This is a genomic window from Psychrobacter sp. UBA3068 (genome assembly GCF_002366815.1).
In the GTDB taxonomy this organism is placed as follows: Bacteria; Pseudomonadota; Gammaproteobacteria; order Pseudomonadales; family Moraxellaceae; genus Psychrobacter; species Psychrobacter namhaensis.
Genome location: NZ_DFBY01000006.1, coordinates 1 through 15,272, shown reverse-complemented (window position 1 = coordinate 15,272; position 15,272 = coordinate 1). Strand labels below are relative to the sequence as shown.

10 protein-coding genes are annotated in these 15,272 nt (G+C 45.5%); 6 read left to right on the top strand and 4 right to left on the bottom strand.

Annotated elements, in window-relative coordinates; translation table 11 throughout:
• The 4 genes from B2P60_RS00840 to B2P60_RS00825 all read right to left on the bottom strand — a co-directional run.
• Positions 1-165 (bottom strand): helix-turn-helix domain-containing protein (locus tag B2P60_RS00840; RefSeq protein ID WP_286738945.1); only part of this gene is annotated, 165 nt, incomplete at its 3' end.
• A gap of 462 nt (positions 166-627) precedes the next feature.
• Positions 628-1,245 carry a flavodoxin family protein gene (locus tag B2P60_RS00835; RefSeq protein ID WP_286738930.1) on the bottom strand — a complete coding sequence of 206 codons (618 nt, stop codon included), beginning with the start codon at positions 1,243-1,245 and terminating at the stop codon, positions 628-630.
• A gap of 116 nt (positions 1,246-1,361) precedes the next feature.
• Positions 1,362-2,333 carry a polyphenol oxidase family protein gene (locus B2P60_RS00830; RefSeq protein WP_286738929.1) on the bottom strand — a complete coding sequence of 324 codons (972 nt, stop codon included), beginning with the start codon at positions 2,331-2,333 and terminating at the stop codon, positions 1,362-1,364.
• A gap of 99 nt (positions 2,334-2,432) precedes the next feature.
• Positions 2,433-3,656, bottom strand: coding sequence for an RluA family pseudouridine synthase (locus B2P60_RS00825; protein ID WP_198334755.1), 1,224 nt, complete (start codon positions 3,654-3,656; stop codon positions 2,433-2,435).
• 735 nt (positions 3,657-4,391) lie between these two features.
• On the opposite strand from B2P60_RS00825, the gene B2P60_RS00820 reads away from it, so the two are divergent.
• From B2P60_RS00820 to nrdA, 6 genes are all read left to right on the top strand, one after another.
• Complete coding sequence (locus B2P60_RS00820) at positions 4,392-5,576, top strand: outer membrane protein assembly factor BamD (RefSeq protein WP_193004813.1); 1,185 nt, start codon at positions 4,392-4,394, stop codon at positions 5,574-5,576.
• A gap of 191 nt (positions 5,577-5,767) precedes the next feature.
• The gene (locus B2P60_RS00815) at positions 5,768-7,936 is read left to right on the top strand and encodes a DNA primase (protein ID WP_193004814.1); all 2,169 of its coding nucleotides are present in this window, start codon (positions 5,768-5,770) and stop codon (positions 7,934-7,936) included.
• A 531-nt stretch (positions 7,937-8,467) separates the two neighbouring features.
• Complete coding sequence (gene rpoD / locus B2P60_RS00810) at positions 8,468-10,390, top strand: RNA polymerase sigma factor RpoD (RefSeq protein ID WP_286738927.1); 1,923 nt, start codon at positions 8,468-8,470, stop codon at positions 10,388-10,390.
• 281 nt (positions 10,391-10,671) lie between these two features.
• Positions 10,672-11,598: a bestrophin family protein gene (locus tag B2P60_RS00805; RefSeq protein WP_230709689.1), complete on the top strand. Its 927-nt coding sequence runs from the start codon at positions 10,672-10,674 to the stop codon at positions 11,596-11,598.
• Positions 11,599-11,860: 262 nt separating this feature from the next.
• Positions 11,861-12,238: a YbeD family protein gene (locus tag B2P60_RS00800; RefSeq protein WP_286738926.1), complete on the top strand. Its 378-nt coding sequence runs from the start codon at positions 11,861-11,863 to the stop codon at positions 12,236-12,238.
• A gap of 513 nt (positions 12,239-12,751) precedes the next feature.
• The gene (gene nrdA / locus B2P60_RS00795; protein ID WP_286738925.1) at positions 12,752-15,028 is read left to right on the top strand and encodes a class 1a ribonucleoside-diphosphate reductase subunit alpha; all 2,277 of its coding nucleotides are present in this window, start codon (positions 12,752-12,754) and stop codon (positions 15,026-15,028) included.
• The last annotated feature ends 244 nt before the right edge of the window (positions 15,029-15,272 follow it).

Below are 15,272 nucleotides of genomic sequence, written 5' to 3'. Positions count from 1 at the left end.
ACCAGTCGCCAAACACGCCTCACGGTACGCCTTGTCAAGCGCATACTGCCGTTGCCACTCGTACAAAGCCCAGTTGTAGGCTTTTCTCGCCACGCCGCAAGCACGAGCAAAGTGATTTGCTTGTACGTTGTTGGGTTTGAGTTCGATGATATGACCACGGATCATAATGCTTTTTTAACTTCTTTTGGTTGATAGATGAATTGCTTATTTTAATTATAAATAATTAAGATTAGATAGGTTTTAGGTAACTGTTTAATAACCCTCTGCTACTGAGAGGTTTTTATATATAATGGTTCAAAACCCACTTTATTCCTTACCGTGATCGTGTTTGCTCATACGCAATAGCCACTATATTGGGTCAAACTGCCTTCTGAGACACCATTATGAAATCGTTAACCGTTATCTGTTTAGCTACCACAACCATGCTATTTACAGGCTGTCAATCATTTCAATTCGTTGAAAGTCCCATTCCTGTCAAAAATCTCCCTGCTACCACCATCGTGGTTCAAAGTGGCACTCCATAAAATAAGAAAAACAAAAAAGGCAGATATCGGTTTGATATCTGCCCTCTAACTTCTATAAAACATTGTTAATGACTTAATAACAGCAACTGAATCATAGGCTACGTTAGCTTTTTGAAGCGGCTGGCTGATGCTTAATAATGGTTTTGGCCAAATGATCACCAAACCAAATGGCCGTATCGATATCACCAGACCCAGGTGTTTCTTCAGGTGGCCCATCAAGTGACTGGGTCATTAAGCCCAAAAAGCTAGATAGACGGTTCAAATCATGTTCCTCATGACCTGTTGGCATCAGTGGTAAGCCAATCCAGTTCATGCCATGCTGCATAGCATATAGAGCAATCTGCTGTAATACCGCCAGCTTATCACCGCTTAATCCACCTGAATTGGCAAAAGCGGCGGCCCACTTACCTTCCCATTTACGGTGATACCAGCGCTTTGAAGTCTCATCCATAAAAGTCTTAAATTCAGCCGTCACGCTACCCATATATACAGCACTACCGAACACCAACAAATCGGCCTGATCGAGATAGTCCCAATCGACATCATGGACATCCACGGCTTTGGCTTGGGTTTCTGGCAGTTGCTGGTGTGCACCTTTGACTATTGCTTCGGCAACGCGCTTAGTATGACCATAGTTACTGTGGAAAATAACAGCAATCGATACATTAGGCGCGTGGTCAGTGGTTGTGGACGTGAAAGACGGCTCGGTAGATTTATTCATACAAACTCTAATAATGGCTATAAATGATGGGATAAAAATAATACAAATGAATGGGTGCAGTCAGTTAGACAGGCTCAGCGTTTGCCTAAAACCTCTACACAACACATCGCATACTCTCATACAGAAGCAGCGCGCACAATAACCAGCGCCATACGCCCCGTGGCAGGCTGCTGTAAGTGTGTCTGACGCCGATAGGAATAATAACGGTCATCGGCATAACTACAGTGTATCAGTGACTCATGAGCTAATCTCACGCCAGCGCTACTTAACTGATCTGCTGCCAACTTTGGTAAATTCAGCTTAATTTTTTTTGCGGCGCTTGTGTGAATTGTCGCTTTGTCAACTGTCTCAGGTAAATGCGGCGCCTTGCTACCATTCTTGCTGACATCATCCGAATGGATAGCATATCGCTGATCAAAACTGTTAAGGCCCGCTTCAGTCAGTGATTTATTTTCTATGCATCCTTTTAGTAGCTGATCGCGCACCTGAACACCAACTTCATAGTTATCCTGACTGATGCAAACGCCAATCCAAGCCTTGATCTCCCCAGACTCGGTAAAACGCTGGACAGTGGCTTGGATAACGCCGCAAGCCAGCCCCTGCCAGCCTGCATGAATCGCTGCAATCTGTCCGCTCGTCGGTTGATACAAGACAATGGGGACACAGTCCGCTGTCATAATCGCCAGTCCAAGACCTGTCTGTTGACTGACCATCGCATCAGCGGCCACTGGTTGCATACTGAGGGCAGTGGCATCGACATCATGAATTTGCTTGCCATGAATCTGATTGACCCAGTGTAAGCGTTTGATAGGGATGTCTTGGAAGCGCTGCGATGATAGGGTTAAAAACTGCTCATTAATGGCAGCCAATAGGCGCATACGATTGCCCAGCACCTTTGTTGCCTCATCACTAACATGCAACCCTAAGTTCAGCTCACCATAATTGGCGCCATTGTGCGGCTCTAACTGCTGATTTTTTAAGTCAAAATCACTGGCACTCACAGTCTCAGCATTAGTAAAAGCGGCCGTCTGAAAAACAGCCACATCATCAATTTGCGTGAGCAATGTCATTGGAAGTTTATTTATCATGGCCAATTTACCACTTAGTGAGTCGTCTTTGTCTCATTGACAGCTGTCTACTGCTTTTCCTATCCGTGACGAGAGCTTTTACCGTACGGTTAAAAATGGCTATTCGTCGTCATAGCCGTCGCTAAGCACTGCTATTAATTGCAGCATATCTTCTGGGAGGGGCGTTGTCACTTCAATATCTTCACCTGTCGCCGGATGAACAAAGCCTAGAGTATAGGCATGCAAGGCTTGACGGGGAAAGTTACTAATCGCTTGACGCTGTGCTTCTGTCAGGCCTGCACGCAATTGGCGACGGCCACCATAGACACGGTCACCTACTATCGGATAGGTTACATGACTCAAATGCACACGAATCTGATGGGTACGCCCAGTCTCAAGTCCTACGTCTAATAGACAGTAGTTTTCGTTCAGAGGCGTGACGTTTAATAAATGCGTGACCGCCTCACGTCCTGCCGTCATTACGGTCATTTTGGTACGCTGATTGCGATGTCGACCAATCGGTGCATCAATGCGGCGATGTCGTAATAAGCTTGCTGCATCCCCTGCCACCACACACTGGTAATGGCGATAGACTGATTTGTCTTTTAGCTGCTCCATCAGTGCCATTTGAGCCGGCTTGGTTTTACCAATCAGTAGTAGCCCTGAGGTGTCTTTGTCAATACGGTGCACCAGCCCTGCACGCGGCAAATGATGCTGCTGTGGATAGTGATACAGTAACGCATTGACCAAGGTGCCCGTCTGATTACCAGCGCCAGGATGTACGACCATACCAACAGGTTTATTAATCACCAATACATCATCATCTTCATAGACGACGTCGATATCTATATCTTCTGGCTGATCTTCGCTATGCTGCTCCAGCGTGGTCGATAGATGCAACACATCGTCTGCCTTGACGCGGACCTTAGGTCTTTGCACACTACCGTTATAGAGTAAACTGCCATCACTGATCCAGCCTTGTAGCTGTACACGCGAAAAGTCTGTAAACACCTGCGACGCTACCTTATCAATACGCAGACCTGACTGATCTTCTGTGACAGTGTGCGTCATATCCACAATCACCGGCACTGCTTGACCGGCTACTGTGGTCTCGTCATCATCGCTATCATCAACGTCTTCATTAATGTCATCGCTACCCTCTTCGAGCACGTCGTCATCATCGAGCACCTCATCTTGCCTTTGCTCATCAAGCGCTGTCTGATTATCGTCAGGTAACTCACTATTCTTTAAAACATCATTTGGCATTGGTGACTCTTGTGCTGATGAATCAATATCTAATGATTGATTCGGTGGTAAATGGGTAGTTATAGCATTATTATTCATAGCTAGATATATACATAAAAAAGCCCCTGAAATCGTTTGGTCAGGCAACTTTTGAGAAAATGGTTAAAGAAACTGTCATCGCAACTTTATAAAAAACAGACTGCCCCTCGCGGATTAATGGCACATGATAAATATAATCGTTGCCAAAAACAGTAGAGCCAGTCCTGCAATAGTGTACCATGCTGAGCGCTTAAGCCCTATAGAAGCTGTGTGTTATCTGTCATTTTTTGATGATAACGTCATGTCTCAAACAATCATGGCCAAAATGGCTAACTCTCTAAAATATGACATTGCTGTAATTTACTGTATATTTATCAGTGACAATGACATTCGACATCGCTCATGATAGTCGCCCATGTTAAAATACCAAATGCAGACAAGACACGACTATCACGTAGCTTGCAAGCAGTAGTCTGTCGAGGCAAAAAATAGACGAAACAAACGTTATTCTATAAAGTATCGCCATATTTTGCTGTATGCTATGGCATTGTATTTTTAAAACAACTGTATTTTAACGTTAGCTGTGGTGATGTGGTATTGACCCAAGGCCCGAGTAACACGGACGGGGCCAAAACCTCATTAGATAAAAATCACGTTGATGTCGCGTCCGCTTCATGATGAACGTACTCAATAATAGACAGTTAATTGATACCATAAGCATCGTTTTTTATTATTAACCTTTTATATAGCATAGTAGCGCTGCTGCTATTGTGCATCTTGTGTCGGAGAAGAAGTATGCAAGCTGTTGGCAATACGTTTATCAAACTGTCCTCAATAACCCTACTGGCGTTAAGCGTCAATCTAGTGGGTTGTCAGACTTTTAAAAATTTAACCGGCGGTGCAGACGTCGATGCGGTAGAGACGGCCGAAAAGTCAGAGCAAGGTTATTATAACGATGCGATCGCCCAGATTGATAAAGGTCGCTATACCCAAGCCATCGAAGATCTGACCAATCTACGCACTTTCTATCCTACTGGACAATATGCCGAACAGGCGTTGCTTGATATCATGTATGCCCAATATGAAAGTGGTAAATATGAAATGGCAGCGGCCAGCGCTGAGCAGTTCATCAATCTCTACCCTTCTAATCCACAAGTCAGCTATGCCTACTATGTGCGCGGCGTGGCCAATATGCAAGGCTCATCAGAGGGCCTAAAACTGTTTAAGCTAAACCAAGCTGAGCGTGATACAGCGTACTTACGCATTGCCTTTGCAAACTTCCAAGAGCTTATCAACAAATACCCTAATAGTCCTTACACACCAGATGCCGCTCAGCGCATGACCTTTATTTACAATCAGTTTGCTGAAAGTGAGATGAGCGCTGCCAATTGGTATATTGAGCGCGAAGCTTACGTGGCCGCTGTCAATCGTGCCAAATGGGTGTTTCAGTACTATCCACTCAGTGAATCTATTCCTGAAGCCATCGCTGTTCTCGCTTATAGCCATGACAAATTAGGTCTGACGGACTTGGCAAATGAGTACAAAACACTATTACAAATTAACTATCCAAATTGGCTAACCAATGACGGCCGTGTGAAATTAGAGACCAAACGTGATCGCACTTGGCTTAACAAATTGACTTTTGGTCAGCTTGGCCGCTCAAGTATGCAAGACACCTCAGTCGCAACTGGCGAGTACAATGGTGCCACCAAGACGCAGATGATTCGTAACGTCAACCAATTAAGACTGCCTAGCGACAACACTACCAATGCGCCTGCGGTCAATACCTCGGCTGTACGTAACGCCGGCATCAATGTGGGCTTAGGTCTGCCGGAAGCGTCTACAGAACGAGTCACCAGCCAATCAAGCACTGGCTCTACTGCTCGAGAAGCGACCGTTGATCCGCAAAACATGAATCCTACGCGCCGTACAACGCTACCTGAAACGAATACGGATACAGATGTGGGTGATGAGGACTAGTTAAATCAGATTAAGTGACTTTTTTTGATTTTATACCGTCGATTGCACATCATAAATAATAAGGTCAACGCTCTGTTGGCCTTATTTTTCTGTTTTTACTCTACAATGAATTCAAAGTAAAAGAATGATGTAAAAAAGCACGGTACTGTCTATGCCCCAACATAATTGACCTATGGTAAACTGTTTTTTGTATGAGCATTCCTAATCATATCCTCGAGCAACTAAATAGCCAAGCTGATTTAATCAGCATTATTGGGCGACATACCACGCTTAAACGGGCGGGGAGTGAATTTAAGGGCTGCTGCCCTTTCCATGGGGAAAAATCGCCGTCTTTTTATGTCAATCCACAAAAAAATATCTACCATTGCTTTGGCTGTAGTGTCGGTGGCAACGCCATCAGCTTTTTGCGTGACTATGAAAACTTAACGTTCATCGAGGCGGTCAATGAGCTGTCAAAGCAGACTGGTATTGAGGTACCACAAGAAGAGCGACAAAATGTCAGTTATCAGCGTAGCGCCCCTAAACCCATTGTCCCACCTGTGCCTAGCCCAGCTATAGCTCAAGACAACGTCAATCAAAGCAGTGTCAATCAAGACAAGGTTAATCAAAGCAATATTGACCAAACTCCTCAAGCGTATGCAGACGCCCCTGCCTACAACGATAATGCAAGCTATGGGGAGTATCCACCGCTAGATAACTACGCCTCTGCGCCTTACCCCCCTGATACTTATGATGCAGACTATCAAAGCGGTAGTGACCACCACAGCGATAATGGGTATCCGCCACCATGGCTAACCGACACCAATGGAATGAGTGACCCACATGGTGTGAGTAGCCAGTCTGAAGAAGACGGCAACCTGTATGAGCTATTGGCGCAAATACAGCAGTTTTATCAGCACAATCTCACAACCCACCCTCATGCCAAGCATTATTTTTTATCGCGCGGTATTACCGAGGAGATTTTTGAGACTTTTGGTTTGGGTTATGCACCGTTTGGTTGGCAGCATCTTGAGCATCAGTTTCCGCAAGATATCGCGGGACTAAAGGCACTCGGTTTAGTGCGCCAATCAGAGTCTGGGCGAGACTATGATTTACTGCGTGATCGCGTCATTTTTCCTATTCGAGATAACCAAGGCCGTACTATTGGTTTCGGTGGTCGTGCGCTCGATGACGAGGTAAAGCCCAAATACATCAACTCCTCAGACTCGCCAGTTTTTCATAAGCAGCATGTGCTGTACGGTTATTATGAGTCGCGCCAGCAGCGTGCCGATAGCTGGCTTGTGGTCGAAGGCTATATGGATGTCATCGCCCTTTATCAAGCCGGCGTTTATGGCGCTGTCGCCTCCATGGGTACAGCGATTAATGAAAGTCAGATATCACGGCTATTAACGCTAAACCCTACTTTGACATTGAGTTTCGATGGCGATAGTGCGGGACAAAAAGCCGCTTGGCGTACGCTTGAGGTGGCCCTGCCTGTGCTGGCGGATGATAAAGAATTGCGGTTTTTAACCCTACCCAACAACCATGACCCTGATACTTTTATCAAAAGTCAGGGCGGCGATGCCATGCGCGAGCAAATCGCTAATGCCATGCCGTTGTCCCAGTACATTTTTGCCTATCTAAGTGAGCGTTATGATTTGACCTTGGCAGAAGGCAAAGCCAAGCTGATGTCGCAAGTGCGCGCCTTAACCACCGCCTTACCCAAAGGCAGTAGTTTTCGTTATTTGCTCAACAATGACATTTATCAAAAGCTTGGCGGCAAGCGCAGTCAAAACGTCGAGGCCAAAGATGCACTGTTAGATTTCGACGGTGACATGACCATCAGTCAGCAACTGCAACTTTGTTTTTTATTCCAGCCGCGCGCCCTCACCGATGACCCGATTGAGTCGATTTGGCGACAGGCAGGTATCCATGATTTACACCTGCCTGCCCATATTAAACAAAAAGCGGCGCCCGATATCCTGCGTCCGCTTGCTTGGGAAGACCTGCAAGACACCGCCTTACTTGACATCGTCAGCACCATCAAACGTTGCCTTAACTATTTGCCAAAAGACGCCAATGCGGCCGCGCATTTTGTCTTATCGAATGTGAAGCCGCTTACCCAACAGATGCTTAGCCGTAGCTGGGGCGGATTTTATAAAACCTTAACGGCAAGAAATGTTTTAAGCTTGGATGAGCTCATTGAAAACTTAGTGATGCAGCTACTTAAACTACATTTGCAAAAAAAGATGCAAGAGCTGATAAAAAATCCCGATCATATTAAGCTGGCGATTGTCCGTAAGCAGTCACAGTTATTAAATGACTGGTTACGCGCCCAGCAGGCCGAGCAGTCAGCACAAATGGTCACCGTTCAATCTTAGGTCTTACGCTTAATTTTTATTTCTCAAACGGTCGCCCTTTAAAAGTGTCAATGCTGCCCCCACTACTAGTGATTATACCCAGTCGTCATGGCCCCATTTAAAAGCGTGCCAAACAGGCAACTGATCGTAAATAAACCGCAAAAAACGGTCGGTAGCTATCACTACCTCGTGCTTGATTACGGTGGTCTGTGTTAAACTGTGTCGCTGTGTATTGACAGCACTGCTTAACGACTGTAAGCAGGCAGCATTAAGCGCAAGTTTTGGGTATTATTTTTAAGTATCAGTTTTTAGATACTATGATTTTTAAGTATTGTTATTTTGAAGACTTTTTAGCTTTTCTAATTTTTATTTTTAGCTGTTTTTTAGCATTGTTATTGTAGTGTTTTGAGCCTTTATTCATATCAACTCATTTTTGATATTATTGACAACCTCTACGCCCCATTTTGATCAATCGATTGATAAGATCAACGCAGCCAGTAAGCGATAGCGAGTCACAATATAAAAATGTCCGATGCAAGTAAGCGAGTATTTATGAACGATAAGTCAGTTTCTAAGTCCACATCTCAACTGGCCACCTTAATCCAAATGGGTAAAGAGCAAGGGTATCTCACCTATGCTGAGGTGAATGACCAACTGCCCGACTCTATTACCGAAAGCGATCAGATCGAAGATATTGTGCAAATGCTGACGGATGTTGGTATTAAAATCTTTGAATCTGCCCCCGATGCCGATGACATCTTGATGAACGATGATTCAAGTGATGATGACATGGCAGCGGACGAGGCAGCAGCCGTATTGGCGTCTGTTGAGACTGAGCCGGGTCGCACCACCGATCCTGTCCGTATGTACATGCGTGAAATGGGAACGGTTGACCTACTTACGCGTGAAGGTGAGATCGCCATTGCCAAGCGTATCGAAGAAGGTATTCGTGATGTGCAGCACGCCATGGCCTACTGGCCAGGTACGGTACAGTTTGTCCTTGATGAGTATCAAAAAGTACAAGAGGGCGAAAAGAAACTTTCTGACGTCATCACAGGCTTTTTAGACCCTGAAACCGAAGAAGACAAGATTGCCGCGCAAGAAGCCAAAGAAGCGGCGAAAGAAGAGCGCGAGCGGATCAAAGAAGAGAAAGAAAACCCGCCTGTGATCAAAGCAAAAGCCAATGCCAAAGCGGCCGTGCTTGACGATGATGACGAAGATGACGACGACGTTGAAGAAGAAGCCGAAGAAGAAACCAGCGGCCTTGATGCAGAAGAAGTGCGTTTGCGTTTAGAAGAAATCGAGAACTTGTTTATCAAAGCCAAACAAGCCTTGCTGGATTATGGCCGTGGTAGCGTACAAGCTGATGACGCTTACGCCCTACTCGCAGAACGCTTTATGATGCTAAAGCTAAACAACCGCTTGTCTGATCAAGTGATGGCCATCATGCATGACGTCTATGACGATGTGCGTAAGCAAGAGCGTCAAATCATGCGTTTGGTCATTCGCCGTGGTCGCATGCCGCGCGAAGAATTTCGTAAAACCTTCCCAAGTAACGAAACCAACGTTGATTGGCTCATTGAGCGCATCAAGGGTAAGCCCGCTTTTGCTGGTACACTAGAAAAAGTCACCGATGATGTTATTTTGCTACAACGCAGAATTCGTGATTACGAGCAACAGCTCGACATGAAAATCCACGACATGAAAGATGTGGCACGCCGTATGGCGGTTGGTGAAGCAAAAGCTCGCCGCGCGAAAAAAGAAATGGTTGAAGCCAACCTGCGTTTGGTGATCTCTATCGCCAAGAAATATACCAACCGTGGTCTACAGTTCTTGGATCTCATTCAAGAAGGTAACATTGGCCTGATGAAGGCGGTCGATAAGTTTGAATATCGCCGTGGTTATAAGTTCTCAACCTATGCCACGTGGTGGATCCGTCAGGCAATCACCCGCTCTATCGCTGACCAAGCCCGCACTATCCGTATTCCTGTGCATATGATTGAGACCATTAATAAGATAAACCGTGTCTCACGTCAGTTGCTACAAGAAATGGGACGCGAGCCAACCCCTGAGGAATTAGGCGAACGCTTAGAGATGGACGAAGTCAAAGTCCGTAAAGTGTTAAAAATTGCCAAAGAGCCTATCTCAATGGAGACCCCAATCGGTGATGATGAAGATTCACATCTAGGCGATTTTATCGAAGACTCGACTATCTCAAGTCCTGTCGATGATGCAACGTCTGCTGGTCTACGCGAAGCCACGCGTGATGTACTCGGTAACCTTACTGAGCGTGAAGCGCGTGTGCTAAAAATGCGCTTTGGTATCGACATGCCAACTGACCACACTCTAGAAGAGGTCGGTAAGCAGTTTGATGTAACGCGTGAGCGTATTCGTCAGATTGAAGCAAAGGCACTACGTAAATTACGTCATCCTTCACGCTCTGAGCATCTGCGCTCTTTCTTAGAGAATGACTAAATTTACTGGTCAGTTCTAAGCCTATAGAATGGGTTTTAAATACTAGACAGTAAACCCCATAAAAAAGCTGAGCCTGTCTCAGCTTTTTTTATGTCAACGACGCTTCTACTTTTAGACAATTACTTTTAAAATACAATCGTTTTTCACCCATAGTAATCTATAACAAATAGTAGTCACTAACAAATTGATGGCAGCTTAAGCTTTATAGGTTTTGACTGTCTCTTGGAAACCTACTATACACTTAACAGCGCATATATGTACTCCATCGCTAGGAAACTGACATGATTGTCCGGCAAAAACCCCATCCTTTTAAAATATTTTTCACGTTCCGTGGCTCAATCATTCCAAAAATCTATCCACAAGTTTTGCTGATTACCCTGCTCAGTACTTTAATTACGATTATTCAGCACTGGATTCCCAACTCTTTTCCCTACTATGGTACGGCGACTTTTACCTTATTAGGGATCGCCCTTTCGTTGTTTCTCGGGTTTCGTAACAACGCGAGCTATCAGCGTTGGTGGGAAGCGCGCAGCTTATGGGGACAGCTGGTTTATGAGTGTCGCAGCCTAACCCGCCAAATGCTCTCTTTTATAGATGACGAGTCCGATAATGGCCAGCGTACCCAGCAACGTATGGTGTACCTGACCATCGCCTTTACACACGCTGTGCGCCATCGCCTTCGTGATACTGAGCCTTGGCAAGACATCGAGCGTTTTGTTGACCCAAAGCATCATGCCAGCATGCGCCAATCGCATAACGTACCCAACTATCTGATGCGTATGATGGGTAAAGAGCTTGGAGAGATTCGACGTCAAGGGCTAGTGTCAGATCACATAATCCAGAATATGGACGAGCGCCTGACCTCTATGACGATTGTTTTGGCGGCCTGCGAACGTATTCATAACACGCCGCTGCCTTTTGCTTATATGCTATTGGTGCATCGCACAACCTACTTGTATTGCATCATGTTGCCTTTTGGCTTGGTGGCATCCCTAGGTTGGGCAACGCCTTTGATTTGTGCAGTGATTGCTTATACTTTTTTTGGTTTAGATGCTCTCAGTGAGGAGCTTGAAGAGCCTTTTGGCTTGGCTGCTAATAAACTGCCCCTGACTGCATTGTCACGCACGATCGAAATCAACTTATTAGAAGCGCTGGGAGAAACGGACATTCCGCCTGATATCGCGCCTATCAATGGTTATTTGCCATAATCGATTGACTTGATAGGGTTGGTCCTACATAAAAGAAAAGACACCCTCCCATTCTTGTTAACAATCTATTGCCATAGCCCTCACGGCCCTTGAATAATCGCCCATATGCCACTATAAACAGTGAATAAAGTGACTACCCTTAACAAAGATACTCGTCCAGAATTAAGTCCGTCCATTAAAGACTGAGCACGGCAGCGATTCTTAGTTGGGTTAAGCCCACTATTTCCATATTTAATATTTTCATAAAAATGAGGCACGCATCATGAGTGATGATCCAAAAGACAACAGCCAAAATCCAGTAAATAAAAAATCGGTCAACGTGACCGAACTGACCCCCAATGCAAGCGCGTTACGAGGCAAAAAAACGGACATTCAAAACCCTGAGCTTTGGGATTTCCCAATGAACTATCCGCTAAGCATCATTGGTCACGAAGGCGAGCACGACAACTTGCTCAATGAAGTGAAGCTTATCTTGAGCAGTCAGTTCCCAGATTTTGACTTGGCTTCCATCGAAGTCAAACCGTCTAGAACGGGCCGTTTTCACTCAGCACGTGTCAATTTATACCTCACCACTGCCGATCAGGTGAACACGCTTTATGCATCGCTTGATAATGCCAAAACCGTCCGCATGGTGGTTTAAATAAATAATGTTTTTTTAAAATAACCAGTCCCTTTTTCGTCCAAATCGTCACTCGCTAGTAATAACATACGGGTGGCGATTTTTTGTGGTTTGCTGTACAATCTGCGCCCGCATTGTTATTCTGGCGACCTGTGTTATTAGCCAACAATAACCGAGAGAATAAAAACAAATCGTCACGATATTTTTACAAAAAATTTATTATTTGAGTCAATCGCGCCTAACCCTTGTCCCATCGTCCTTTGCCAAAATATGGGCCGTCTACAACCTCGCAGCAACATAGTTTTGGTCTAAAATCAATATAGCATTTTCAAAATTTTCCCGCTATATTGTGCCTACCTACTAACAAACACGCTATATGTAGTACTCAGTGATTTTAATCATTATTATGAGTAGCGGTCGCTTTTTGCCTAAAGAAAATCATCTACCGCAGCAGAACGTACTAGCGTTATAAAGCATGCCTGCCAAGTATGAACCGTGCAGCATCATTATAAGTAATCCAATTAAGAGGACAACATGACACATATTGATAACATCCAAGTGACCAAACGTGACGGACGTTTAGAGCCTATTAATTTAGACAAAATCCACAAGGTGATTGCGTGGGCAGCGGACGGCTTGGATAATGTGTCGGTGTCGCAAGTTGAACTAAAATCGCACATTCAGTTTTATGAAGGCATTAAGACTCGTGATATCCACGAAACTATCATCAAGTCAGCAGCCGATCTGATCTCTGAGACCACGCCTGACTATCAGTATTTGGCCGCGCGTTTGGCTATCTTCCATCTGCGTAAGATTGCTTACAACAGATTCACACCGCCTCATCTTTACGATCACGTCAAAACCCTAACAGATGCTGGCAAATACGATGAGCATATCCTAGCTGACTATAGCCGTGCTGAGTTTGATGAATTAGAAGAGTACCTCGACCACTGGCGCGATATGAATCTTGCCTATGCAGCGGTTGAACAAATGGCGGGTAAATACCTCGTCCAAGATCGCGTGACCAAGACCGTTTATGAGAGTCCGCAGTTCTTATACATGCTCGTTGGTATGTGTCTGTTTGCAGGTTATGACAAGTCAGACCGCTTGTATTACGTCAAACGCTTCTATGATGCGACCTCAGAGTTCAAAATCTCGCTACCAACACCCATCATGTCAGGGGTGCGTACGCCATCACGCCAGTTTAGCTCGTGTGTATTGATCGAATGCGGTGATAGCCTAGACTCCATCAACGCGACCACTAGCGCCATCGTACGCTACGTATCACAGCGTGCGGGTATCGGCATCAACGCAGGTCGCATTCGCGCACTTGGTAGCCCAATCCGTGGCGGCGAAGCGCAGCATACTGGCTGTATCCCCTTCTATAAACTGTTCCAAACGGCCGTGAAATGCTGCTCACAAGGTGGCGTCCGTGGGGGTGCGGCGACTCTGTTCTACCCACTATGGCATTTAGAAGTGGAGTCATTACTGGTACTCAAAAATAACCGCGGCGTCGAAGACAACCGTGTGCGTCATATGGACTACGGTGTCCAGTTAAACAAAACTATGTATACCCGTTTGATTAAAGGTCAAGACATCTCGCTATTTTCACCAGGCGACACACCTGGCCTCTATGATGCGTTCTTTGAAGATCAAGACAAGTTCGAAGAGCTATACACCAAATACGAAAACGACCCGAACGTGCGTAGCCGTCAAATCCCAGCCGCCGACTTGTTCAGCCTAATGATGCAAGAGCGCGCCAGCACGGGCCGTATCTATATCCAAAACGTCGATCATTGCAACACCCATAGCCCATTTGACGCGACCGTTGCGCCGATTCGTCAGTCAAACCTCTGTATGGAAATCGCGCTACCGACCAAGCCGATGGACAACATCAATGATGAATCTGGTGAAATCGCGCTTTGTACGCTATCAGCGGTCAACTTGGGTAAAGTTGAAAACGTCAGCGACATCGAAGAGCCAGCCGAGCTGATCGTCCGTGCGCTTGACGCCCTGCTCGACTATCAAGACTATCCCGTCAAAGCGGCTCAAAACGGTAGTATGCGCCGCCGTACGCTAGGTGTGGGCGTGATTAACTATGCTTATTACTTAGCTAAGAATGGCGCACGCTATTCAGACGACAGCGCGCTTGGTCTAACCCATCAGACGTTTGAAGCATTGCAGTACTATCTCTTGAAAGCATCAAACAAATTGGCAAAAGAGCAAGGCGCGTGCCCTGCATTCAATGAAACCACGTACTCGCAAGGCATCTTGCCAATTGATACGTACAAAGCCGACTTGGATAAAATCTGCCAAGAGCCGCTACATCTCGATTGGGAAACGCTACGTGGCGAGATCACCGAGCACGGTCTACGCAACTCGACCCTAACCGCTTTGATGCCGTCTGAGACCTCAAGTCAGATCGCCAACGCGACCAACGGTATCGAGCCACCACGTGGTCTGGTCTCTATCAAAGCGTCAAAAGATGGCATCTTAAAGCAAGTCGTGCCTGAGATTGACAAGCTAAAAGATCAGTACGAGCTACTGTGGCAAATGCCAAACAATGACGGTTACCTAAAGCTGGTCGCCATCATGCAAAAATTCGTCGATCAAAGTATCTCTGCCAATACTAACTATGATCCCGTTCGTTATGCAGGTGGCCGTGTACCGATGAAGATATTGCTAAAAGATTTACTAAACGCTTATAAGATGGGTGTGAAGACGTTGTACTACCATAACACGCGTGATGGTGCGAACGATGCACAAGCGGATATGGAAGATGATTGTGCTGGTGGTGCTTGTAAGATTTAAGTTTGTGAAAGAGATTCTTTGAATAGAGTCTCTGATGAATGGCGGGTTTGGCTTTTGGGTTAAGCTCGCTATTTAATATTTGCTGCTATCTAGACTATATTTTTGGAAAATGGATATAACTTAAAATCATGGAAAGGAAAATCATGCAAAATGAACCTACAGCTAATGCAGCGAAAACTAGTAGAAAAGGATTACTAAATCCGGATATAGTAACGATAAAGGTATAGTCAGTCCAAAATAGAAA